The sequence below is a fragment of the Microbacterium thalassium genome (genome assembly GCF_014208045.1).
Lineage (GTDB): Bacteria > Actinomycetota > Actinomycetes > Actinomycetales > Microbacteriaceae > Microbacterium > Microbacterium thalassium.
In genome coordinates this window covers 3,581,780-3,604,599 of sequence record NZ_JACHML010000001.1, presented here as the reverse complement: position 1 = coordinate 3,604,599, position 22,820 = coordinate 3,581,780, and the positions used below count along the sequence as shown (strand labels likewise).

Sequence of the window (22,820 nt, the reverse complement as noted above, 5' to 3'; positions counted from 1 at the left end):
CCGCGCCGGGTGCATGCGAGGGAATGCAATCGCGCCGTCCGGGGTTGGCGTATCTCATGAGCGAGTCCCGTCCCCCGGTCAAGGTCGACATCTGGTCCGATGTGCAGTGCCCCTGGTGCTACATCGGCAAGCGACGCTTCGAGAAGGCCGTGGCGTCGTCCGGCGTCGATGTGGAGGTCGAGTACCACTCGTTCGAGCTGTCGCCCGACACCCCGGTCGGCTACGACGGCACTCCCGCGGACTACCTCATGGAGCGCCGCGGCCTGGCCCGACCGCAGGTCGACCAGATGCTCGCGCGCGTGACGCAGCTCGCCGCCGAGGAGGGGCTCGCCTACGACTTCGATCACACCCACCAGACGAACACCGTGAAGGCGCACGAGCTCCTGCACTACGCGAAGGCGCGCGGCCGCCAGGCCGAGATGAAGGAGGCACTCCTCCAGGCGTACTTCGTCGACGGCGGGCACGTGGGCCGGGTTCCCGACCTCGCCGACCTCGCCGCGTCGCTGGGCTTCGACCGCGACGACGTCGTGCGGTCGCTGGAGTCGCAGGAGCACCTGCCGGCTGTGAAGGCGGACGTCCGCCAGGCCGGCGCGCTGGGTATCCAGGGCGTGCCCTTCTACGTGTTCGACGGCAGGTACGGCGTCTCGGGCGCCCAGCCGAGCGAGATGTTCGCCGAGGTGCTCACCAAGGTCGCGGCCGAGGAACAGGTCGCATGAGCGCGGGGCCGACCGCCCACACTCCTGGCGAGCCCCGCCCGCTCACTCTGCTCGGCGCAGGGGAGTACGTGTGCGAGGGTGACTTCTGCGCCCTGCCCGCCCCGGCTCCCGCACGCGCGGCCATCCGCGGAACCGGGGCCTCGGGACCTATGTCCCCCCACAGCGGCTGAGATGCGACGTAGCCTGGAGATGCTCTCGGATACCCGCCGGGGGTATCCGAGAGTCGCGTGACGGCACGCCATGACCGGAAGGGTGATTCGCATGATGTGGGACGACGACGGCGGCAGCTACGGCATGGGCTTCGGCATGGGCTGGGGGTGGGGCTGGGTGTGGGCCATCCTCGTGCTCGTCGGGATCGGGCTCCTGGTGTACGTCGCGATCCGGCTCAGCCTGCGGCCGAAGGAGCCGCGGGAACCGACCCCGCCGGTGGGGACCGGACCGGCAGCCGGCGCGACGACCGGCTCGGCGCAGCAGATCCTCGAGGAGCGATACGCGCGGGGAGAGATCGACACGGATGAGTTCACCGAACGCATGCGAGTGCTGAGAGGCGGTTGAGCGGCAGGATGCCGCTGGCCGCCGTCACAGGCGAGGTTCACGGATCGGGCAGCCCGGGCCGCGAGGCTACGATGGCCGGGAGCCGAGAGGACCAGCGAATGGACGTGTCGTCGAACGCGGCAGGGCGCGTTCGCGCCGATCGCCGGTGGTTCGCCGTCCTCGTGGCTGTGCTGCTGCTGGCAGGACTCGTCGGCATGCACTCGCTGGGGAGCGGGACATCGTCCCCGCACGCCGACACGGTCGGCTCCGCGGTCGTCGCCGAGGCGGCCGCTCCCGGTCACGCGACCGACGGCGCCGCGATGCCCTCGGTGCTCTCGCAGGACGTCGGCGCCGACTGTGCGGGATGTGCTCTCGCGGGTGAGCATGACGCGGTGACCATGTGCGTCATCGCGCTGCTCGTGATCGCCCTTCTCGCCGCCCGGACGGTGCCTCGAGAGATCCGGACTGCGGGTGCGGGCAGCGTCTTGTTCCTGCGCCCGGTCGCGCCGCGAGCGCGCCCCGATCGACCCGACCTGAGGACGCTCTCGATCAGTCGCACGTGATGGGGACGCCCGGACCCCGGGCATCCCTGGTCCTGCCGCTTCGGCACCACCCCATCACCCGTGATCGAGAGAAACCATGCACTTCCGCCTTCCCGCGGCGGTGGCCGCCGCCGCCGCCGCTGCCATCCTCACCGCCTGCACCGCCCAGACGGCCGCGACGGACGACGACCACGCGTCCGCATCGTCCACCCACGTCCATGCGATCATCACCGACCCCGCCACGGGCGGCACGATCCTCGGCACTCACGAGGGGCTCCTTCCCGTCGGCTCCGACGGCGCCATCGGGGAGCCCATCGGCGGGTACGAGTTCGACGCGATGGGTCTCGCCGTCGTGGGTGACGCGTTCGTCGCCTCCGGCCACCCGGGCGCGAACACGCCGTCGGAATGGGGTTCGCCGCACCTCGGCATCATCCGCAGCGACGACGCCGGCCGGTCATGGGAGCCGATGGCCTACTCCGGCACGAAGGACTTCCACGCTCTCGCCGCCGGTCCCGACGGCATCTTGTACGGCCTCGCCACCGACGATCCCGCTCTGCTGACCAGTGCCGACGGCGGTGCCACCTGGGGCCCGGCAGGTGCCGACCTCTCGGCGTATGCCCTCGCGGTCGACAGCACCCGCACGGTGTACGCGACCACGCCCGATGGCGTGATGTTCAGCGTGAACGAGGGAACGACCTTCGCCCCCGTGCCCGATTCCCCGGCGCTGTACCTCCTGTCCGCCTCGCCCGACCGTGCGACGCTCGTCGGCGCGGACACCTCCGGGACGATCTGGGTCAGTGCGGATGCCGCCGCGTCCTGGACGGAGGCGGGTGTCGCAGAGGGCCAGGCGCAGGCGGTCGCGCTCACGTCGACGGGAGAGATCGCCGTGGTCGACGAGGCGGGTCTCCGGTTCCTGCCCGGGGGCGAGCGATGACGCGGACGACGAGGATGCCGCTATGACCCGCACGTCGACGTCGTCGTGGGCGTCGTATCGGGAATCGATCGGCGACCGGTCGCCGATGTTCGCGGCGATCGCCGATGCGTGGGACGTCGCTGACGCGCTGTACCCCGGGTGCTACCTCGACCTGTCACCGTCCACCGCGATCCGCTCCGTGACCTATGTCGACACCGATCGGCGCGCGGCGCGCTACTTCGCCGACTCCGGTCTCGTCGAGGCGGAGCTCGCCGGCACGCGGACCGGCTCGGCCGACGGCATCCGGTTCCTGCACGCGGACTACACGACGCCGCTTCCCGTCCCGGACGAGGCGTTCGATCTGCTCATCTCGCTGTACGCGGGCCCCGTGTGGGAGCACTGCCGACGGTACCTGCGACCCGGCGGACTGCTCGTGGCGAACACGAGCCACGGGGATGCCAGCCTCGCCGCCCTCGATCCCGACCTGACGCTCGTGGCCGCCGTGCAGCACCGTGGCGGTCGCTACCGCCTGGACACGACGGGTCTGGACCGGTACCTCGTCCCTCGGAAGCCGTCCGAGGCGGACCCCGATCGCATCCGCGACCGCGGCCGCGGGATCTCCTACACGCGTTCGGCGTTCGCGTACGTGTTCCTGCGGACATAGGGCTCGGGGGCGCGGAGGCCGCGGATGCTGGTACACAATGTCGGCATGGGGGCGGGCGCAGACGACCGGGGGAAGCCGAGCGCGTGCACGGCCGTGGTCGGCGTCGCGGCAGTCGGCCCCCGCGCACGGTGGGCGGCCGGGGAATGAGCGCGTCCGCACCGGAGCGACTCGGACGGCAGGCGGTCGTCACGCTCATCGCGCTGTCGATGGGCGTCTTCGTCGTCGCGAACGACTTCACCGCGCTGAGCGTCGCGGTGCCCAGCATCCAGAGCGATCTCGACACGACGCTCAACCGCGTGCAGTGGGTCATCAACGGCTACACGGTCGTGTTCGGCGTGCTGATCGTCACCGGCGGGCGCCTCGCCGACCTGCTGGGGCGGCGGCGCGTGTTCCTCATCGGCGCCGCGATCTTCGGGACGTTCTCCCTGCTGGGAGGGCTGGCGCCGAACATCGGCCTGCTCATCGCGGCCCGGGCCCTCATGGGCATCGGCGGCGCGATGATGTGGCCGTCGGTCCTCGGCATGACCTACGACATCGTCCCGAAGAACCGCAGCGGGCTGGCGGGCGGACTGGTGATCGGGGTCGCGGGCCTGGGGAACTCGATCGGTCCGCTGCTGGGAGGCGTCCTCACGGATCTGCTCGACTGGCGCTGGATCTTCTTCGTGAACGTGCCGGTGGCGCTCGTCACGATGCTGGTGGTCCGACGCAACGTGCCCGAGTCGTCGGCCGGTGCGCGCGCCCGCGTCGACTATCTCGGGATCGCCTCGCTGTCGGCGGCGGTGGTGATGATCCTCGTCGCCCTCGACATCGGCACGGCACAGAGCTTCGGATCGCCGTCCGTCGTCACGATGATGGTGATCGGCGTGGTGCTGCTGCCGCTGTTCGTGCTCGTGGAGCGGCGGCAGGGCGACGATGCGCTGGTGCCGCCCCGCGTCGTGGCGAGCCGGGACTTCGCGGGGGCGCTGGTGTCGATCCCGCTGCTGGGATCGGTGTTCTTCGGCATCCTCGTCTACGTGCCGCAGTACCTGGAGAACGAGCTGGACTGGAGCGCGTTCGCGGCAGGGGCGGGCCTCCTCCCGATGATGCTCGTCTTCGGCGGGGTCTCGTTCCTCGCCGGCCCGCTCTACCATCGCGTCGGAGGGCGCCGGGTGGTGATCGCCGGGGCGAGCTGTCTTGCCGTCGGAGCCACGCTCCTCGCGGTGCTCATGGGAAACGGCTACGGGCCGCTCGTGCCGGGGCTGGTGCTGTGCGGCGTGGGCGTGGGCCTGTACTTCTCGGCGATCACCACCGTGGCCGTGACCTCGGTCGGTCCCGCCGATTCGAGTCTCGCCGGCGGGATCGTCTACATGGCGAACGTCGCGGGCGGGTCGGTCGGGCTGGGGATCAACACCGCGGTCGTGCTCGCCGCGGCGGCGGTGACGACCGGCATCCGGAACGCGTTCATCCTCGACGCGGCGCTGGCGGTGGCGGCGACCATCGTCGTGGCGCTGATGATCCGCGATCGGCCGGCGCACGCGACGACCCGATGACACCGAGTTCGGCGTCCGGCTGCCGTCAGCGCGCCGACGCCCGCGTGTAGCAGGGGCCGGTGTGGTCGCACGGTCCGCCGACGGAGTGCCCGGCGCACGCCTTGTCGTGGGTCGTCAATGCTGATGCCAGGTCGCCGTCGTTGTAGAGATCCTGGGTGACGATGTCATTGCACCAGGTGCAGCTCACAGCAGTCATGGGCGTGCCTCGTCCCTCGGGTCGAACGTGTCGAACGCTGCGGCGAGTGTACGACGCGGAAGCCCGCTCCGGAAGCGTTCGATCGAATTCACAGGACGCGCCTGAGCGACGTCAGCCGTTGCGATTGCCGTTTCCGCGGTTGTTCCCGCCGCTGTTGTTGCCGGCGGGTTCTGCGTCATCGTCGGAGTCCTGCGCGGGTGGAGCCACATAGGGCCGTCTGAGGAACTCGGCCGGGGCAGCGGGGAACGACCCGCCGCCGTAGTGCCTGTTGGCGACGGTCTGGATGTCGCGGGCTATCGAGTAGCGGGCGCTCGACAGCAGCGCCCCGTTGTGCCACGTGCGGAAGAGGTCGGCCGTGCCGATCGTGTTCCCTACCCACGCGGCCGTGGTGACCCGAGTGCTCGACTCCACCAGCCACGTCTGGAACGCCTCGTGCGTGCCGGTCTTGCCGAGCATCGGCGTGCCGTCGTTCGGGTTTCCCTGATAGCCGGTGCCGCCGGGGTTCATGACGCCCTGCAGGGCGAACGCCGCCGCCGCTGCGATGTCCTGATCGAGCACGCGCGAGCACTGCTTGCCCGGCACCGGGATCTCCTGGCCGTCGGCGTTCACGACACGTTCGATCGCGCGCGGCACGCAGTAGACGCCCTTGTTCGCGACGGTGGCGTACGCCGCCGCCATCGCGACCGGCGCGATGTTGTTCGTGCCGATGATCGCGGCGGCGCCGTTCACATCGACACGCGCGCCGCTGCCCTGCGTCACGCCCATGCGCGTCGCGACGTCCTCGATGTCGCACAGGTCGAGCTTCTCGGCCATGCCGAGGTAGCCGCTGTTGAGAGACTGGGCGGTGAACTGCATCGGGGTGCCGACGTAGCCCTTCGCCTTGGCGAAGTTGAGGACGACGGCCTTCTCGACGTTGACCCACGGGCCGTCGCAGCGGTCGGCGAGCCGCGGGATGACGCGCACGTTGCCGTTGACGCTCTCGTACAGCGAGTGACCCTGCTCGAGCCAGTCGATCAGGGTGAAGAGCTTGAAGGTCGATCCCGTGGGGAAGCCGATCGACGAGCCGTGAACGGTGTCTCCGGCGTACACGAGCGATGTGTACGCGCGCGAGGACGAGGTCAGCTCGGCGTCCTCGGAGAACTTGTTGTTCTGGCTGATGGCGAGGATGCGCCCCGTGGTCGCCTCGATGCTGACCGACGCCGCCCCGAACCGCATCCCGGGGACGGTGGCGGGGGTGTAGCGGCTCACGGCGGACTGCGACGCGTTCTGGAGGCGCCAGTCGAGCGTCGTGTAGATCTTCAGGCCCTCGCGCGTCAGCGACCGCTGGCGGTCCTGGGCCGTCTCGCCGAACGCGGCGGCGTACGCCGGGTCCGAGCGCACCGTGTTGACCACGTACTGGCAGAAGAAGGGCGCCTTCGTCGCGACGCAGCCGGTGTGCGGGGGCGTGATCTTCGGCGAGATGGGCTCGATCGCCGCGGCGAGGAACTGGTCTTCGGTGATGCGACCGTCCTCGCGCATCCGGTCGAGCACGTAGAGCTGGCGGCCCTTCGTCGCGCTGTACGCGTCGCCCGCGGCCAGGTACTGCTCGTCGGTGATGGTGCCCGCTGCCAGCAGCGTGTCGAGGGCGGCCAGCGTGCCGCGGTCGACGTCGTCGACGGAGCCGTCGGCGGCCTTGTTGAACGTGGCCCCGTCGGTGCTGAAGATCGAGCCGCCGGGCCTGTCGATGCGGTAGGTGTTGGGGTTCTGCACGATCCCGGCGAGCACGGCGGCCTGACCGATCGAGAGCTTGGCGGCGGACGCGCCGAAGTAGTAGCGCGCGGCCGCCTCGATCCCGTACGTCGTGCCGCCGAAGTTGGCGATGTTCAGGTAGCCGAGGAGGATCTCGGCCTTCGAGTAGTTCTGCTCGAGTTCGATGGCGTAGCGGATCTCCTGCAGCTTCCGCTGGTATCCGTCGGAGCCGGACGCGTTGGTGGCGGCCAGCCAGCATGCCTGAAGCACCTCGTCGCGCGTCTGCGTGTCGCTCGCGGCGGCATCCCGTTCGCATCGCTGCACGAGCACGTTCTTGACGTACTGCTGGCTGATCGACGAGCCGCCCTGCGTCGCGCCGCCCTGCGCGTTGGAGATGAGGGCCCGCGTCGTGCCGAAGATGTCGATGCCGCCGTGCTCGTAGTAGCGCGGATCCTCCGACGACAGGACCGCGTCGAACATGATCGGCGCGACCTCGTCGAACTCGACCGGCACGCGGTTCTGGTCGTAGAACGTGGTGAGTTCGACGTCCTTCCCCGTGCTGGAGTCCTTCGCGTAGATCGTGGTCGGCAGCATCAGCCTGTCGATCTCGAGGTAGCCCGGCAGGCCGTCGAACAGCGACACGGCCTTGTACCCCGCGTTGCCCGCGATCACGAGGCCCGGAACGAACGGCGTGACGATGAGCAGAGCGGCGACGACGCTGAGTGCGATCAGCCCCATGAACCCGCCGATGACACCGGCGAGAGTCCGCTTGTAGGGGTTCATCGGTCGCGCGTCCTATCGGCCCGCGAGGGGTCGGAGCTGCATCGTGTCGGCCAAGGGAGTCACTCTGCCAGTATGCCTCGCCGTTCGGGTCAGCGCGCCGCAAGAGCTGTGACGAGTGCATCCTCGGCCGTCGCGCGCCGGACTCCCCGAAGCTCGGCGGCGAGGCTGCCGAAGGTCGTCGCGTCCCAGTCGAGGTCGAGCGCCGCGTTCACGCCGGCGAGCACGTCGACCAGCTGCGCGACGTCCCCGAGGGGGAGCATCCCGCTCAGCAGCCGCGCTCCGCGGACCGCGCGCTGGGACGTCCCGATCAGCTTCACGCGTCCTCGCGCGTTGATGCTGAACTCGCCGGGACAGTACTCGCCCGGCACGTCGCCGACGCGGGCGTCCACGCCGATGCCGCGGAGCGCCGTGACGAGCGAGTCGCCGATCTCCCGGAAGAACCGCGCCTGATCGATCGAGGCGCCCGCCGGCTCCCGGGCGACGATGTCGAACACGACGCAGGACTCGTCGTAGGCGACCGCCCGCCCGCCGGTGGGGCGGATGACCGGCGCGAACCCGTGGACGTGTGAGACGCCCTGGGCCGTCTCGAATCCGGGCAGCCGGCTCTCGCGTCGACTCATCGCGACGGTGGGCGCCGGGGCGTACAGGCGCACGACCCGGTCCTCGGCGATGGAGCCCGCGGCCACCGCCCGCAGCAGCTCGACGGACCGGGCGAGGTCCGCTTCGGCATCGAGCCGTTCGCTCTGGCGGACCACGAGCGCTCCGCCGCTCGAGCGCGCGGAGTCGGACGGGGTGCTCACCACGCCTCCAGGATGACACCGGGAGGTGCCGGCTGCGACACGCCGGGACCAAAGTCCCGGCCCGCAGGGGTCGCCACGGGTGGAAACTGAGAGTCCGTTCATGTGCGACCCGAGGAGCAGGTGATGGACACGGCACGACACGAAGCACCCGAGATCACGGACGCCGCCCACCTCTGGGAATGCCCCCTGTGCGGCGCCGTCTACCCGTCGGTCTGGCTGGCCCGGGAATGCCACGACCCCACGCTCGAGGGCCCCTGGGAGCTGCGGCGGTGAGGTGAGACGGCCGGGACTCCGCCCGGCCGAGCGGCTCCGCGGCCGGGCGCCGCGCACCGGCGATGCCGGGTGCGTAGACTCGCGCACGACGGAGGAGGATGCATGGCCGAAGAGGCACCGCGCCAGTTCGAGATCGATCTGCCCCCTGAGCTCATCGGCGGCGCGTACGCGGACTTCGCGAACGTGTGGCACACGCCGACCGTCTTCGTGATGGACTTCCTCACTCTCGCGAAACCGCCGAGCGATCACGTGGACCCCGAGAGCGGCGAGCGGCGGACCTTGGTGCCCGCGCGCGTCGTCAGCCGCATCCGCATTCCTCCCGAGCAGGTCTTCGAGCTCGCGAAGGCGCTCACCCAGCAGCTGGAGTTCTGGGAGCAGGAGACCGGTCGCCGCAAGCCGCCGGACTCCCTGCTCGAAGACGATTGACCCGCCGGCCGAACCGCGCGTTCTAGAGCTGACGGGCGCGCCCCGTCGACGAGAAGAAGTCGCCGAGAGCGGTGGCGGCTGCCGCGGGATGGGTCAGCGGAGCAGCGTGGCCTGCGCCGGCGAGCACCTGAATGAGTGCGTCGGGGACGTGATCCGCCACGTGCTGGGCGCCGCGGACCCAGAACGGCTTGGTCACCTCACCCCGGAGCACCAGCACCGGGCAGGCGATCGCTGCGAGGACGGCGGGGTCGTCGGCGGTCGGGCCCTTCCACAGCGGCAGCTGCTGGAACACGGCGAGAAGGTTGGGCACGTAGCGGGCCGCCGCTTCGTAGTAGCCCGCCTCGTCGGCGGAAGCCTGTTCGTCGTCGTTGAACGGGTACTCGGCGGCCGCACGGAGCGCATCCACCGGGTTCGCGTCCGCTGCGAGCTCACGCATGCGCGTGACGGCAGCGCCGAAGCCGGCCCGGTCCTCGTCGTCCATGCTCGCGCCCATCGTGGGCTCGACGACCGCCACGGCCGAGATCCCGTCGCTCCCGGCCGCAGCCGCGAGGACCGGGTTCCCGCCTCCGGACCAGCCCACGAGCCCGGTGGTCTCGCCGATGCTGCGGACGAAGTCGCGCACGTCGTCCACGCGCCGCCCGTAGCTCACATCGGGGTGGTCGTCGCTCAGCCCGCGGCCCCGCCAGCTGGGCAGGTAGCAGGTGAATCGCCCGGTCAGGTACGGCACGAGCCCCCGCCAGTCGAGGTCGCCGTCGCCGTAGGCGCCGTGCCAGAACACCAGCGGCGGACCGGCGCCGTGGACGGATGCTCTGAGGGTGATTCCGTCGCTCGTGTGCGCGGCGTGCGTTCGCTGCTCGGCCATGGGCACTCCTGCTCGTCGTCGAGTGAAGGCGGTCGGGGCGGCCGTGATCAGCGTAGCCCCGCCCGTGCGGCCTGGCCAGGCTGCGCGGTGTGCACACGCGCGCTACGCGCCGAGCGCGCGTGTGTCAACCCCGGCGGCGCTTCGAGCGCAGCCTCGTAGCCTGGCGATGCGCCCACCGGCGCAGGTGCGGCGCTCGTTCGGCGAGGGGCGGGCGCCGCGCCGCCAACGGTCGCGGTGGAGTGACGCGTCAGACGGTGCCGTACAGCCGGTCGCCGGCGTCGCCGAGACCGGGCACGATGTAGCCCTTCTCGTTGAGCTTCTGGTCCAGGGCTCCGAGGACGAGGGTGACGTCGCGGTCGCCGACCTGCTTCTCGATCGCCGCGACGCCCTCGGGGGCGCCGAGGAGGCAGATGGCCGTGACGTCCTGCGCGCCGCGCGCGAACAGGAACTCGATCGCAGCGCCCAGCGACCCGCCGGTGGCGAGCATGGGGTCCAGGACGAAGCACTGGCGGTCGCTGAGGTCGTCGGGCAGGCGCTCGGCGTACGTCGAGGGCTCGAGCGTTTCCTCGTTGCGCACCATGCCGAGGAAGCCGACCTCGGCGGTGGGGATGAGCTTGACCATGCCCTCGAGCATGCCCAGGCCGGCGCGGAGGATCGGCACGACCAGCGGACGGGGCTCGCTGATGCGCACGCCCGTCGTGGGGGTGACGGGCGTGACGATCTCGGCGCTCTCGACGCGGACGTTGCGCGTCGCCTCGTACGCGAGCAGCGTCACGAGCTCCTCGGTGAGCTGGCGGAAGACCGGCGACGGCGTGGTCTCGTCCCGCAGCACGGTGAGCTTGTGGGTGATGAGCGGGTGTTCGGCGACGTGCAGGCGCATACGCTCAGGTTAGCCGGTGACGTCCTACCCTCGTCATGTGAACATCGCCGCGTCGGACCTCGCCGCCATGGAGCGGGCGCTCGATCTCGCGGCTGCGGCCGGCGAGGCCGGAGACGTCCCCGTCGGGGCCGTGGTGACGGATGCCGACGGTCGCATCATCGGCGAGGGGCGGAACCTGCGCGAGGTCTCCCATGACCCCACCGCGCACGCCGAGATCGTCGCGATGCGCCAGGCGGCGGCATCCATCGAGTCGTGGAATCTCGACGGCTGCACGCTCGTGGTGACCCTCGAGCCGTGCGTCATGTGCGCGGGCGCTCTGCTGCAGGCGCACGTCTCGCGCGTGGTCTTCGGGGCGTGGGACGACAAGGCCGGTGCCGCGGGGTCGATGTACGACGTCGTGCGCGACCGGCGCCTGCCCTCTCGCGCCGAGGTCCTCGGGGGAGTGGAGGCGGATGCCGCCACGGCTCTGCTCCGCGACTTCTTCGCCGACCGCCGCTGACGGAAAGCCCGACCGGATCCGGGGGATAACCCGGTGTCGGCCCGGAGGCGCCCGCCATACCGTGGCGTCATGGCCACTTCGACCACCACCTCGCGCACCGCATCGCCCGCCACGACGCCGCCGCCGGCCTCCGCCGCGCCGATCGTGCGCTCCCGCATCGGCTGGACGTTCGTCGTCCTGTCGGCGCTGGCCATCGTCGCCTTCGCGGCCGCCCCGTACGCGACCGGCCCCCTCGACGCGCTCGCCGAGCAGCAGGTCGGCCTCGCCGAGGCCTACGCGGCGCAGCCGCTGTTCGTCCAGCTCTCCCTGTACCTCCACATCGCGGGCGGATCCGTCGCGCTCATCCTCGGCGCCCTGCAGTTCTGGCGCGGGCTGCGCGACCGGCTGCCGCGTGTGCACCGGTGGACCGGCCGCGTGTACCTCGTCGCGGTCGCCCTCGGCGGCGCCGCGGGCCTGCTGATCTCGTTCGTCAGCCCCGCCGGCTGGGTCGGCCTGTTCGGGTTCGGCTCGCTCGCGGTGCTGTGGATGCTGACCGGGTGGCGTGCCTACCGGGCGATCCGGCGCGGCGACGTCGCGACGCATCAGTCGTGGATGATCCGCAACTACGCGCTCACGTTCGCCGCGGTCACCCTGCGCCTGTGGATCCCGCTGCTGCTGCTCCTGCCGCTGTGGCTGGGCATGCCGTGGGAGTTCGAGTCGGCCTGGACGAACGCGTATGCCGCCGTGCCGTTCCTGGCGTGGCTCCCCAACCTGCTGGTCGCGGAGTGGCTCATCCGCCGCCGCGGTCTGCCGTCGTATCGCCTGACGCCCGCGTCGTAGCGCTCAGCGCGGCAGGTGGGGGAGCACCTCTTCGCCGAGGAACTCCGCGTGCGAGGCATCCTGCGGATCGAAGAGCTGGAAGTAGATGCGCTGCGCGCCCAGCGCCTGGAGGCGTTCCACCTTCGCGAGGATCTCGTCCCGGCCGCCCGCGACGTTCTCGTCGGCGCGGTACAGGGCCACGGTCCGGTTCGCGTTCGCGGCGCGCCGTTCGAGGTCGGCCTCCGTCGCGCCGGCGAGGGTCTGGAGCGCGACCGACATCTTCAGGGTCGCGGGGTCGCGCCCCTCGGCCTCGCACGCCCGCCGCACGTTCGCGAACTTCTCGGCGATGACCGGCTCGGGAAGGAACCCGATGTTGAACTCGGAAGCGTACCGGGCCGCGAGCGCCGGCGTGCGCTTCGGCCCGGCGCCGCCGACGATCACCGGGGGCGGGTTCTGGACGGGCTTCGGCAGCGCGGGCGAGTCCTCGAGCGCGTAGTGCTCGCCGGCGAACGAGTACGTCTCGCCCGGGGGAGTGGACCACAGTCCGGTGACGATCTCGAGCTGCTCCTCAAGCAGACCGAAGCGCTTCGCGGGGAACGGGATGCCGTACGCCCGGTGCTCGTGCTCGAACCACCCGGTCCCGAGCCCCAGTTCGACGCGTCCGCCCGACATCGCGTCGACCTGCGCGGCCTGGATGGCGAGGATCCCCGGCAGGCGGTACGTCACCGACGACACGAGCGTTCCGAGCCGGATCGTCGAGGTCTCGCGCGCGAGGCCGGCGAGCGTGGTCCACGCATCCGTCGGTCCCGGCAGCGGGTCGCCCGCTCCCATGTGCACGTAGTGGTCTGAGCGGAAGAAGCCGTCGAAGCCGACGCGTTCGGCCGTCTGCGCGAACGCCAGCTGATCGTCGTAGCTCGCTCCCTGCTGGGGCTCGGTGAAGACGCAGTACTCCATGACTTCCTCGTCAGTCGGTGGATCGGATGACGACCTGCTCGGTGGGCGGCTCGGGAGACGCCGGCGCGCGATAGATGTCGGGTTCGAAGTAGATGACGCGCGCCGCCGGCACCACCTCGCGCACGCGGGCCTCGACCGTGTCGATCGCCGCGGCGACCTCGCCCAGCGACACGTCGCCGCGGAATCCGAGCTTCGCGGCGACCATCAGCTCGTCGGGACCGAGGTAGAGCGTCTTGATGTGGATGATGCGGCGGACCTCGGGGCCGTCCTGGATCGCGGCCACGATGCGGCGGTGGTCGCCCTCTGTCGCTCCTTCGCCCACGAGCAGGCTCTTGGTCTCGATGCCGAGCGTGATCGCGACCAGGATCAGCAGCGTGCCGATCATGAGCGTGCCGATCGCGTCGAAGACCGAGTTGCCGGTGATCGCGGTCAGGCCCACGCCCAGCAGGGCGAAGAACAGTCCGGTGAGGGCCGCGACGTCCTCGAGCAGCACGACGGGGAGCTCCGGGGCCTTGGCCCGCCGGACGAAGGACACCCACGACTGGCTCTTCTCGCGGACCTGGTTGGACTCCTTGACCGCGGTGCGCAGCGAGAAGGACTCCAGGGCGATGGCGATCAGCAGCACGGTCACCGGGAGCCAGACGTTCTCGAGCTCGTGGGGATGGGTGATCTTGTCCACGCCCTCGTAGATCGAGAACAGCCCGCCGACCGAGAACAGGATGATCGCGACGACGAACGCGTACACGTAGCGCTCGCGGCCGTACCCGAACGGGTGCTCCCGATCGGCCTTCTTCTTGGCCTGGCGGCCGCCGAGGAGCAGCAGCAGCTGGTTGCCCGAATCGGCGACCGAGTGGATCGCCTCGGCGAGCATCGACGCCGACCCCGAGATGAACCACGCGATGAACTTCGCCACCGCGATCCCCATGTTGGCCAGGAAGGCTGCGATGATCGCCTTGCCGCCGCCGGATGCACTCATGCGGTCGAGTTTAGGGACATCGGCGGGCGCACCCGCCGATGTTCTGGTGGACTCAGTCGGAGGCGCGCAGGATGATCGCCTCGGTCGGCGGCGCCGGATTCTGCGCGTGGCCGATGTAGCCGATGAGCTCGAGCAGGGCGTGGCGGAACTCCGCGGGGCGCTCGAGGTGCGACGAGTGGCCGACGCCCTCGAACGCGAGCTCGACCGCCGATCCGCCGCGAGAGGCGTATTCGCCCAGCACGTCGCGGGTCTGCGACACCATCTCCTGGGCCGGCGCGACGTCGGCGCCAGGCCAGCCGGGCAGGATCCCCAGCGCGCCCAGGTGGTTGAGGTCGTAGAACGACGCGTCCGAGACGATGGCGTCCGCGGTGCCGTGGACCCACAGGATCGGGGGCTTGGGCTCGAGGTCGACGATGCCCGACACGTCGAAGTGCTTCGGGGCCATCGTGTTGAGCACACCGTCGGTGCCCGCGGCGAAGCCGGGCCAGTTCTCCGACGCGACCGAATTGCCGGGGTAGTTGCCCGAGGCTGTCGACGTCGACAGCATCGACGCGACCCACACGTCCTCGTTCTCGGTCGTGTAGCCCGGGGCGACGTAGCCGGAGCGGAAGACGCTGCGCGGCGAGGTCGCGGCATCCGCCGACGTGTCGCCGTCGGTGAGCCGCTGCACGAAGTCGGGGTTCGCGCCGCCGGCGCCGCAGCCGGCGTCGTCGTCGGTCAGGCGCGTGCCGTCTCGGCGGGTGCCGCCGAAGCCGTACGGCGACACCGGCGACTGCAGCGTGAGGCTGAGCACGGGGTGGTCGAGGGCGTACTGCATCACGACGCCGCCGCCCATCGACCAGCCGACCAGGTGGACGGCGCCCAGGCCCAGGGCCTCGAGCGTCGCGTGCACGTCGTCGCTGAAGTCCCGAACGCCGCGCGTGGCGTCGATGGGGGCGTGCTCGGTGCCGCCGAAGCCGCGCAGGTCGATCGCGATGACGCGGAGGTCCGAGGGCAGATCCTCCATGATCTCCTGCCAGAACAGCGACGACGAGACGTTGCCGTGGATGAAGACGATCGTGCGGTCGGCGGGGGTGGCCGGATCGTCGCCTGCACGCTCGAGGATGTTCACGCGCAGTCGTGGCGTGTCGATGACGCGCTCGGTGATGCCTTCGAACAGGGTCATGGCTGGGTCCTCCACGGGTCGTGCACCAGGGGCTTCGCCGCCCCTCCTGCCTCGACTATAGACCGCGGAGGGTAAGGTGAACGAGGTTTCATGTTCGTGTGTCATCGGCATCCGCGTGCCACGGCGGCCGACCTAGGATGGGCCCATGCCCGACACCGCTCTTCCCCCCATCGCGATCCTCGGCGCCGGCTCCATGGGCGGCGCGATCCTCCAGGGGCTGGTGGCCTCCGGCGCGGCTTCCGCCGGAGTGGTCGTGACCAACCGGACGGCGGCGAAGGCCGACGTGCACGCCGGGCTCGAGGGCGTGACCAGCGTCGCGCTCGAAGCGGATGCCGAGGGCAATCGCGCTGCCGCGGCCGGCGCCGGCATCGTCCTGATCGGTGTGAAGCCGGCGATGGTGCCCGCACTGCTGCGCGAGATCGGGCCGGTCCTGCGCCCCGGCGCGATCGTCGTGAGCCTCGCCGCCGGGGTGACGATCGCGACCTTCGAGCAGATCCTCGGGCCGCAGGCGATCGTCGTCCGCTCGATGCCGAACACGCCGGCCGTCGTCGGCAGGGCCGTGACCGGACTCGCCGCGGGCACGCGGGCGACGCCGGAGACGATGGCGCTCGTGCGCGCGCTGTTCGAGACCGTCGGTGCGGTCGTGGAGGTGCCCGAGTCCCAGATCGACGCGCTCTCGACGATCTCGGGTTCGGGACCGGCGTACGTCTTCCTCCTCATCGAGGAGCTCACCAAGGCCGCGCTCGGCAAGGGCTTCGAGGAGGACGAGGCGCGTCTGATGGCCGAGCAGACCTTCATCGGGGCCGCGGCGCTGCTGGCTGCATCCGGCGAGGACCCGGCCGAGCTGCGGCGACGGGTCACGAGTCCCAAGGGTACGACCGAGCGCGCGATCGCCGTGCTGCAGGAGGCGCACCTCGACGACGTGTTCGCGCGGGCGACCGATGCCGCCCTCGCGCGCGCCCGGGAGCTCGCCGCCGGAGCGTGACGATTCCGGCACGGGAGGATTGCGCTCCGGCCGCAGCGGCGTAGATTCACGATCGTGCCGACCACCGATCCTGCGCGCCTGCGGCGCAGGCGGCGTGCGCGCCTGCATCCGGCCCAGGTCGTGGTGGCGGGGTTCGCGGGCGTCATCATGCTGGGCGCCCTGCTGCTCACGCTGCCGGTCTCGGCCGCGTCGGGCACGGCGACCGACTTCGACGACGCCGTGTTCACCGCCACGTCGGCGGTGTGCGTGACGGGTCTGGTGACCCTCGACACCGCGACGCACTGGAGCGGGTTCGGCCTCACCGTCATCATGCTGCTGATCCAGGTCGGCGGCCTGGGCATCATGATCGTCGCAACGCTGATCGGCGTCCTGCTCGCGCGGCGCCTGAGCGTGCGCTCGCGGCTCAACGCCGCCGCCGAGACGACCGCCATCGGTCGCGACGACGTGCGCCGTGTGGTCAAGGGCATCGTCCTGACCTCGTTCTCGATCGAGGCGGTCGTGTTCGTGCTGCTGTTCCTGCGGTTCGTCGGCGGGTACGGCTACGACGTGGGCAAGGGGCTGTGGCATGCGCTGTTCCACGCGGTGTCGTCGTTCAACAACGCCGGGTTCGCCCTGTACACGGACAACCTGATTCCGTTCGCAGCGGATCCCTTCATCTGCCTGCCCATCTGCGCGGCCATCATCCTCGGCGGCTTCGGTTTCCCGGTCCTCATGCAGCTGCGCCGCGAATGGCGGCATCCGCTTCGCTGGAGCATGAACACGCGTCTGGTGCTCTGGGGAACGGCTCTGCTGATTCCGGTCGGCACCATCTACATCACGGTGATCGAGTGGTCGAACCCCGGCACGCTCGGGCAGTACGAGAACCCGTGGTCGCGCCTGCTCATCGGGTTCTTCCACGCCGTCCAGGTGCGCACCGCGGGATTCAACTCGGTCGACGTCGGCCTCATGCACGACGAGACATGGGTCGGCATGGATGTGCTGATGTTCATCGGCGGGGGACCGGCGGGCACGGCGGGCGGCATCAAGGTCACCACGTTCGGCGTGCTGCTGTTCATCCTGCTGACCGAGCTGCGCGGCGAGGGCGCCGTCAACATCTTCGGCAAGCGCCTCTCGCGCGCCGTCCACCGCCAGGCGATCTCGGTCGTGCTCGTCGCGATCGGCGCGGTCATGTCCGCCGTGGTGGCGATCATGATCATCACGGGGCTGCCGTTCGACCGCGTGCTGTTCGAGGCGGTCTCGGCCTTCGGCACCGTCGGGCTGACGACGGGCATCACGTGGGAGATGCCTCCGTCCGCCGAGATGATCCTCGTCGTGCTCATGTTCCTCGGACGGATCGGGCCGCTTACGCTCGGATCAGCACTGGCACTCCGGGATCGCCGGATCCTGTACGAGTACCCCAAGGAGAGGCCCGCCATTGGCTAAGTTCTCGCTCTTCGCCGACACCTCGCGGCGCATCGCCGAGGTCGACTCGGTCGCCGTCATCGGGCTCGGCCGCTTCGGCGCGGCCCTCGCCGAGGAGCTCATGGCGTCGGGCACCGAGGTCCTCGGCATCGACACCGACGAGGAGATCGTCCAGTCGTACAACGGCGTGCTCACCCAGGTCGTGCGCGCCGACTCGACGAAGGAGGAGGCGCTGCGGCAGCTGTCGGTCGACCAGTTCGACCGCGTCGTCGTCGCGATCGGCCACGACGTGCAGGCGTCGATCCTGACCTCGTCGATCCTGCTGCAGCTGAAGGTGCCCGTCATCTGGGCGAAGGCCGTGGGGGAGCAGCACGGGCGCATCCTCGAGCAGTTGGGGGTCCACCACGTCATCTACCCCGAGCGCGAGATGGGACGCCGCGTCGCCCACCTCGTGCGCGGCGCCGCGCAGGACTACCTGGAGATCGAGGTGGGCTATTCGCTGGCGAAGCTCGTGGTCCCCGCGTCCTTCACCGGCACACCGCTGGGAGCGACCGATCTGCGTCGCAAGCACGGCGTGACCGTGTCGGCGTTCAAGCCGACCGACGGCGCGTGGCGCAACGCCGAGAACAGCACCGTGCTGCAGCCGGGCGACAAGATCCTGATCGTCGGGCCGACGAGCCGTGTCGAGGCGGTCGCGCAGCTGCGCTGAGGCCGCGTCGCGGCGCGCTCAGCGGTCGAGGGCCGCGAAGCGCTCGATGTCGGAGTTCGTGCCCGACACGATGATGAGGTCGTGGTTGGTGACGACCGTGTTCGCTTCGGCATACCGGAACGGCTTGCCGGGGCTCTTCACTCCCACGACCGTCACGGAGTACTTCGTGCGCACGCCCGATTCGTTCAGGCCCACGCCGCGGATGAACTTCGGCGGGTACATCTTGGCCAGCACGAAGTCGTCGTCGAAGCGGATGAAGTCCAGCATCCGTCCGCTCACGAGGTGCGCGACGCGTTCGCCCGCCTCGCGCTCCGGGTAGATGACGTGGTTCGCACCGACGCGGGCGAGGATCTTGCCGTGCGACTGCGACACCGCCTTCGCCCAGATCTGCGGCACCTTGAGGTCGACGAGGTTGGCGGTGATGAGGACGGATGCCTCGATCGACGAGCCGACGGCGACGACGACGACCTGGAAGTCCTGCGCCCCGATCTGCTTGAGCGCGTCGATGTTGCGGGCGTCGGCCTGCACGGTGTGGGTGACGCGCTCGGACCACTTCTGCACGAGGTCGAGGCTCTCGTCGATGGCGAGCACCTCGCGGTCGAGGCGGTCGAGCTCGCCGGCGCACGCGGCGCCGAAGCGGCCCAGACCGATCACGAGCACGGGGGCGTCGCTGCGGATCCGCTCAACCAACGATCGGCCTTTCGACGGGCAGCGAGTAGTGCTGCGATCTCGACGTCGCGGCCACCGCCGCGGCGAGTGTCACTGTACCAACGCGGCCCATGAAGATCGTGACGGCCATGACGTAGACCGCCGGATCGGGCAGGGCCTCGGTGAGTCCGGTCGACAGGCCCACGGTGCCGAACGCCGAGATGACGTCGAAGAGCACGTCGGCGATCGGCGCCTTGGTGATCTGCGCGACAGTGATCGTGGCGACGGCCACGATCGTCGCGCCCCACGCGAGGACCGAGATCGCCACGCGCTGGACGTCGCTGGGGATGCGGCGACCGAACACCTGCACCGAGGCGCGGCCCTGCGCCTCGGACCACACCGCGAGTGCGAGGACGGCCAGGGTCGTGACCTTGATGCCGCCCGCGGTCGACGCCGACCCGCCGCCGACGAACATCAGCATCGACCCGACGATCAGGCTCGACCCGTAGAGCTCGCCGACGTCGACCACCGCGAACCCGCCCGATCGCGTCATGGCCGACAGGAAGAAGGCCTGGAACGTCGTATCGGCGGCATCCATCGACCCGAACGTGCCGGGGTTGTCGAATTCGAGCGACAGGAACGCCACGGCGCCGGCGAAGAACAGCGCCATCGTGGTGATGAGGGTCAGCTTCGTGTGCAGCGACCAGCGGCTGATGTGCCAGTAGTGACGCGACAGCGTGTAGATCACCGGGAATCCGATGCTGCCCAGGAACACGGCGACCATGAGCACCGTCAGCAGGAAGTAGTCGTCGGCGAACGGTGCGAGGCCCCCCGGATTCGGGGTGAAACCCGTGTTGGTGAAGGCCATCGCCGCGTAGAACGGCGCCTCCCACAGCGCGTTGAGCGGCGTGATGCCGGCCATGACCAGCGCGGGATACAGCGCCACCGCGATCGCCGCCTCGATGACGAGGGTCGACAGTGCGACGGTGCGCAGCAGCTGGCCGACCTCGCCCAGGCGAACCGTCTGACCCTCGTTGACCGGACCTCCGTGCACGCGCAGCGGGTTCGAGTCGCCGGCGGCGATGAGCTTGGCCCGCAGGCCCAGGCGGCGCGAGATCGCCAGGCCCAGGATCGACGCGAGCGTGAGCACGCCCATGCCGCCGATGTTCACGCCGATGAAGATGATCGTCTTGCCCACCGCGGACCAGTGCGTGGCGGTGTCGACGGTCACCAGGCCCGTGACGCAGATCGTCGACATCGCGGTGAACAGAGCGTCCGCCAGGGGGGTCACCTTGCCGTCCGCCGCCGCGATCGGCAGCGACAGCAGCGCGGTGAAGAGAAGGACGAGCGATCCGAACACGAGGATCGCGAAGCGCGCGGGAGAGGACGTCGCGAAGTCGCGGACGCCCTCCATCACGACCTTGCCCACCGGACGGCGCGAGCGGGAGGCCGCCGAGGATGCACCCGTCGCCATCCACGTCCTTCCGGTCGACTCGAATCCGGGCCTCATGGTACTCCGGCCAGAGCCCGACTACTCTGAGCCTATGGCGGACATCTTCGACGTGATCGCGGACGGCACGCGTCGCGACATTCTTCGACTGCTCCTCGATCGCGCATCCGCCGGAGAAAGCGGCACGAGCGTCTCGCATATCGTGCAGGAGCTCGGCACGAGCCAGCCCACCGTGTCGAAGCACCTCAAGGTGCTTCGCGAGGCGCACCTGGTGTCGGTGCGCGAGGAGGGGCAGCACCGCTACTACAGTCTCGACGCCGCTCCGCTGGACGCGGTCGACGACTGGCTGGTGCCGTTCCTCGACGCCGACCAGGGCGAGTCCGAGGCGCCGGCGCTGCCGGGGTCGGCCGTACGCGCGGCCGATGTCGTGGGCCGCGCGGCGGCATCGACGAAGTACGCGTTCGAGAGCGCGCTGAAGAAGCTGCCCGGGCGCTGAGCCGCTCCGGCCGTCAGCGCGCGGCGCACGCCCGCATGACCTTCGTCCCTGGCGCTCGGCGCCGAGGTGCGCGAGAAAAGAGCCATGTCCCGTTGGCGGCTGGCTGCGTTGCTGCTCGCGCTCGGCGTGGTGCTCACGGCGTGCGGGCCGTCAGCCGAGGAGCTGGCGGCCGTCGACTACACCCCCGTCACAGCAGACGAGTGGCCGGTGTCGACCCCCGAAGCACAGGGCCTCGATCCCGATCTCGTGGCAGAGCTGTACTACGACGCCGCCCGCCTCGAGACCGCGTACAGCCTCCTGGTCTTCAAGAACGGGTACCTCGTGGCGGAGGACTACTTCGGCATCGGCCGGCCGGACCTGCAGGTCAACATCCATTCCGTGACCAAGAGCATCACCTCGGCGCTGGTGGGCCTCGCTCTCGAACAAGGGTGTCTGACGAGCCTCGATCAGAAGCTGATGGAGTTCTTCCCCGAGTTCGAGTACCGGATCAGCGACCTCAGGAAGAACGACATCACGATCCGGCAGATGCTCCAGATGAGGGCGGGTCTTCCCTGGGAGGAGTCCACCGCCGAGGGCACCGAGTGGCTCCTCACCGGCTTCCACGAGTCGGACCTCGTCGGGGTGCCCATCGCCTACGATCCCGGGACGGACTCCGCGTACAGCAACTTCACGGCGCACCTGCTCGGGATCATCGTCGCGCGAGCCTGCGGGACGGACCTGAAGTCCTTCGCGCAGGAGCACCTGTTCGACCCCCTCGGAATCACTCCGGGGTTCTGGCAGGTCGATTGGGACGGCAACCACCTGGGCTTCTCAGACATCGACCTCTCGTCCACCGACCTGGCGAAGTTCGGCCTGATGTATCTCGACGGGGGAACCTACGACGGCGCCCGGATCGTCCCCTCCGAGTGGGTGGAGGATTCACTGGAGACCTACTCGGAGGGAACCTGGACGATCCGCGTCGGAGGGAACTGGGGCGACAACGCCTACGGCTACCAGTGGTGGTCCATCAAAGCGGGTGACTACCGGTACAGCCTGGCTTGGGGCCACGGCGGCCAGCAGATCGCCCTCATCGAGCCGCTGGACATGATGATCGTCTTCGTCGCGGACCCCCTCCACCTTCAACACGGCGACGGCCCGTGGAAGATCGAGAAGGCGAACCTCAATCTGGTCGCGGACTTCGTCGCGTCGCTGCCGTAGACGCGCAGCGGCGGATCAGGCGTTCGGCGTCGCCTCGGGCGTCGACTCCTCGGTGGAGTCGTCGCTGTCGTCGTCGCGCGTACCCGGACCGTAGCCGTCGTGGTCGCCGTCCCGGTCGCCGAACTGGCCGCCCGGATGGCCCTGACGGTCGCCGTCGGTGCCGAAGCCGGGGCCGTCGCCGCTGCGTTCGCTGACGACCTGGTAGCCGTCCCGGCCGCCGTCGACGGCGAGGCCGACCGCGACACCGCCGCCGAACGCGAGGCCGAGGGCGACGACGCCGCCCGCGGCGATGCCGCCGATCACCCAGCCGCGCTTGCGGCGCGGGGCCGAGTCGGCGGACTGATCCTCGGGGGCTCCCTCCGCGTCGGCCGCGGGCGTTGCGGCGTCGCTCGCGGGATCGGCCTCGGGGAGCGGTCGCGTCGCGTCGGCGTCGCTGCCGGTCGGTGCGGTCGTGTCGGCGCCGCCGGCCGTGCCTGCGTCGGCTGCGGTGTCGGAGGAGTCGGAGTGGACATAGGGCTCGGGTGTGTAGGGCGTCTTCGCTTCGTCGCGCGCGCCATTGTCTGAGTCGCTCATGTCGCCAGGATCCTGTGCGGACCTGGTCCGGGTGTATGCCGTTCTGATGATTCCGCTGGGAATCGGGGCTCGATTCCCACTGGTCACATGCGCCACACGGGTTTACATGCGTCGCCGGACCGC

Annotated in this window: 26 protein-coding genes; 15 read left to right on the top strand and 11 right to left on the bottom strand. The window is 70.3% G+C overall.

Translation table 11 applies throughout. The features are described from left to right. Positions 1–56 precede the first annotated feature (56 nt). The 6 genes from HD594_RS16685 (at position 57) to HD594_RS16660 (ending at position 4,898) form a co-directional block, all read left to right on the top strand. Positions 57–716 (top strand): DsbA family oxidoreductase, encoded by a 660-nt coding sequence (locus tag HD594_RS16685; protein WP_184752222.1) that lies wholly within the window; start codon positions 57–59, stop codon positions 714–716. Between the two features lie 261 nt (positions 717–977). Next, the gene (locus HD594_RS16680; RefSeq protein WP_221446654.1) at positions 978–1,271 is read left to right on the top strand and encodes an SHOCT domain-containing protein; all 294 of its coding nucleotides are present in this window, start codon (positions 978–980) and stop codon (positions 1,269–1,271) included. Between the two features lie 98 nt (positions 1,272–1,369). Continuing rightward, positions 1,370–1,813 (top strand): DUF6153 family protein, encoded by a 444-nt coding sequence (locus HD594_RS16675; RefSeq protein ID WP_184752220.1) that lies wholly within the window; start codon positions 1,370–1,372, stop codon positions 1,811–1,813. Between the two features lie 76 nt (positions 1,814–1,889). Beyond that, positions 1,890–2,726 carry a F510_1955 family glycosylhydrolase gene (locus tag HD594_RS16670; RefSeq protein WP_246414084.1) on the top strand — a complete coding sequence of 279 codons (837 nt, stop codon included), beginning with the start codon at positions 1,890–1,892 and terminating at the stop codon, positions 2,724–2,726. Between the two features lie 22 nt (positions 2,727–2,748). Further along, a complete protein-coding gene (locus HD594_RS16665; RefSeq protein ID WP_184752218.1) occupies positions 2,749–3,369 on the top strand; it encodes a class I SAM-dependent methyltransferase in 621 nt (206 codons plus the stop codon). 143 nt (positions 3,370–3,512) lie between these two features. Continuing rightward, complete coding sequence (locus HD594_RS16660) at positions 3,513–4,898, top strand: DHA2 family efflux MFS transporter permease subunit (RefSeq protein WP_184752216.1); 1,386 nt, start codon at positions 3,513–3,515, stop codon at positions 4,896–4,898. A gap of 25 nt (positions 4,899–4,923) precedes the next feature. Here HD594_RS16660 and HD594_RS16655 read toward each other — a convergent pair whose 3' ends face one another. The 3 genes from HD594_RS16655 to HD594_RS16645 all read right to left on the bottom strand — a co-directional run bounded on the left by HD594_RS16655 (position 4,924) and on the right by HD594_RS16645 (position 8,408). Continuing rightward, positions 4,924–5,094 (bottom strand): hypothetical protein, encoded by a 171-nt coding sequence (locus HD594_RS16655; RefSeq protein ID WP_184752214.1) that lies wholly within the window; start codon positions 5,092–5,094, stop codon positions 4,924–4,926. A 111-nt stretch (positions 5,095–5,205) separates the two neighbouring features. Beyond that, positions 5,206–7,605 carry a transglycosylase domain-containing protein gene (locus tag HD594_RS16650; protein WP_184752213.1) on the bottom strand — a complete coding sequence of 800 codons (2,400 nt, stop codon included), beginning with the start codon at positions 7,603–7,605 and terminating at the stop codon, positions 5,206–5,208. 89 nt (positions 7,606–7,694) lie between these two features. Continuing rightward, positions 7,695–8,408 (bottom strand): lipoate--protein ligase family protein, encoded by a 714-nt coding sequence (locus HD594_RS16645; protein WP_184752211.1) that lies wholly within the window; start codon positions 8,406–8,408, stop codon positions 7,695–7,697. 120 nt (positions 8,409–8,528) lie between these two features. Here HD594_RS16645 and HD594_RS16640 point away from each other — a divergent pair, with 120 nt between their 5' ends. After that, complete coding sequence (locus HD594_RS16640) at positions 8,529–8,678, top strand: hypothetical protein (RefSeq protein WP_184752209.1); 150 nt, start codon at positions 8,529–8,531, stop codon at positions 8,676–8,678. A gap of 102 nt (positions 8,679–8,780) precedes the next feature. After that, complete coding sequence (locus HD594_RS16635; RefSeq protein ID WP_184752207.1) at positions 8,781–9,104, top strand: DUF3467 domain-containing protein; 324 nt, start codon at positions 8,781–8,783, stop codon at positions 9,102–9,104. Positions 9,105–9,126: 22 nt separating this feature from the next. Here the strand turns inward: HD594_RS16635 and HD594_RS16630 are convergent, their stop codons facing one another. Together HD594_RS16630 and upp are read right to left on the bottom strand one after the other, a co-directional pair. After that, positions 9,127–9,966: an alpha/beta fold hydrolase gene (locus HD594_RS16630; protein ID WP_184752205.1), complete on the bottom strand. Its 840-nt coding sequence runs from the start codon at positions 9,964–9,966 to the stop codon at positions 9,127–9,129. A gap of 247 nt (positions 9,967–10,213) precedes the next feature. Continuing rightward, on the bottom strand, positions 10,214–10,846 hold the full coding sequence (gene upp, locus HD594_RS16625; protein ID WP_184752203.1) for a uracil phosphoribosyltransferase: 633 nt from the start codon (positions 10,844–10,846) through the stop codon (positions 10,214–10,216). A 37-nt stretch (positions 10,847–10,883) separates the two neighbouring features. Here upp and tadA point away from each other — a divergent pair, with 37 nt between their 5' ends. Next, the gene (gene tadA, locus HD594_RS16620) at positions 10,884–11,345 is read left to right on the top strand and encodes a tRNA adenosine(34) deaminase TadA (protein WP_476703401.1); all 462 of its coding nucleotides are present in this window, start codon (positions 10,884–10,886) and stop codon (positions 11,343–11,345) included. A 69-nt stretch (positions 11,346–11,414) separates the two neighbouring features. Beyond that, entirely contained in the window at positions 11,415–12,164 is a 750-nt protein-coding gene (locus tag HD594_RS16615) for a DUF2306 domain-containing protein (protein ID WP_184752202.1), read from the top strand. A gap of 3 nt (positions 12,165–12,167) precedes the next feature. Here HD594_RS16615 and HD594_RS16610 read toward each other — a convergent pair whose 3' ends face one another. Genes HD594_RS16610 through HD594_RS16600 form a run of 3 tightly spaced genes read right to left on the bottom strand, consistent with a single transcriptional unit; the run spans position 12,168 to position 15,238 of the window. After that, positions 12,168–13,097 (bottom strand): LLM class F420-dependent oxidoreductase, encoded by a 930-nt coding sequence (locus tag HD594_RS16610; RefSeq protein WP_184752200.1) that lies wholly within the window; start codon positions 13,095–13,097, stop codon positions 12,168–12,170. A gap of 10 nt (positions 13,098–13,107) precedes the next feature. Next, positions 13,108–14,073, bottom strand: coding sequence for a cation diffusion facilitator family transporter (locus tag HD594_RS16605; RefSeq protein ID WP_184752198.1), 966 nt, complete (start codon positions 14,071–14,073; stop codon positions 13,108–13,110). 52 nt (positions 14,074–14,125) lie between these two features. Beyond that, positions 14,126–15,238 carry an alpha/beta fold hydrolase gene (locus HD594_RS16600; protein WP_184752196.1) on the bottom strand — a complete coding sequence of 371 codons (1,113 nt, stop codon included), beginning with the start codon at positions 15,236–15,238 and terminating at the stop codon, positions 14,126–14,128. A 145-nt stretch (positions 15,239–15,383) separates the two neighbouring features. Between HD594_RS16600 and proC the strand changes: the two genes are divergently transcribed. The 3 genes from proC to HD594_RS16585 are packed head-to-tail and all read left to right on the top strand — an operon-like array spanning position 15,384 to position 18,333. Further along, positions 15,384–16,223, top strand: coding sequence for a pyrroline-5-carboxylate reductase (proC, locus tag HD594_RS16595; RefSeq protein ID WP_184752194.1), 840 nt, complete (start codon positions 15,384–15,386; stop codon positions 16,221–16,223). 54 nt (positions 16,224–16,277) lie between these two features. Beyond that, on the top strand, positions 16,278–17,645 hold the full coding sequence (locus tag HD594_RS16590; protein WP_309297721.1) for a TrkH family potassium uptake protein: 1,368 nt from the start codon (positions 16,278–16,280) through the stop codon (positions 17,643–17,645). Continuing rightward, positions 17,638–18,333, top strand: a complete 696-nt coding sequence (locus tag HD594_RS16585; protein WP_184752192.1) for a potassium channel family protein — start codon at positions 17,638–17,640, stop codon at positions 18,331–18,333. Before HD594_RS16590 ends, HD594_RS16585 begins: the two co-directional genes overlap by 8 nt. An 18-nt stretch (positions 18,334–18,351) precedes the next feature. Here HD594_RS16585 and HD594_RS16580 read toward each other — a convergent pair whose 3' ends face one another. Both HD594_RS16580 and HD594_RS16575 read right to left on the bottom strand, forming a co-directional pair. Further along, complete coding sequence (locus HD594_RS16580) at positions 18,352–19,023, bottom strand: potassium channel family protein (protein ID WP_184752190.1); 672 nt, start codon at positions 19,021–19,023, stop codon at positions 18,352–18,354. Continuing rightward, positions 19,016–20,395, bottom strand: a complete 1,380-nt coding sequence (locus HD594_RS16575) for a TrkH family potassium uptake protein (protein ID WP_246414779.1) — start codon at positions 20,393–20,395, stop codon at positions 19,016–19,018. The genes HD594_RS16580 and HD594_RS16575 overlap by 8 nt, the downstream gene beginning before the upstream one ends. 130 nt (positions 20,396–20,525) lie before the next feature. Here HD594_RS16575 and HD594_RS16570 point away from each other — a divergent pair, with 130 nt between their 5' ends. Both HD594_RS16570 and HD594_RS16565 read left to right on the top strand, forming a co-directional pair. After that, a complete protein-coding gene (locus HD594_RS16570; RefSeq protein ID WP_184752186.1) occupies positions 20,526–20,927 on the top strand; it encodes an ArsR/SmtB family transcription factor in 402 nt (133 codons plus the stop codon). Positions 20,928–21,011: 84 nt separating this feature from the next. Continuing rightward, on the top strand, positions 21,012–22,124 hold the full coding sequence (locus tag HD594_RS16565; protein ID WP_184752184.1) for a serine hydrolase domain-containing protein: 1,113 nt from the start codon (positions 21,012–21,014) through the stop codon (positions 22,122–22,124). Positions 22,125–22,139: 15 nt separating this feature from the next. Here HD594_RS16565 and HD594_RS16560 read toward each other — a convergent pair whose 3' ends face one another. Then, positions 22,140–22,697, bottom strand: a complete 558-nt coding sequence (locus tag HD594_RS16560) for a hypothetical protein (RefSeq protein WP_184752182.1) — start codon at positions 22,695–22,697, stop codon at positions 22,140–22,142. Between the last annotated feature and the right edge of the window lie 123 nt (positions 22,698–22,820).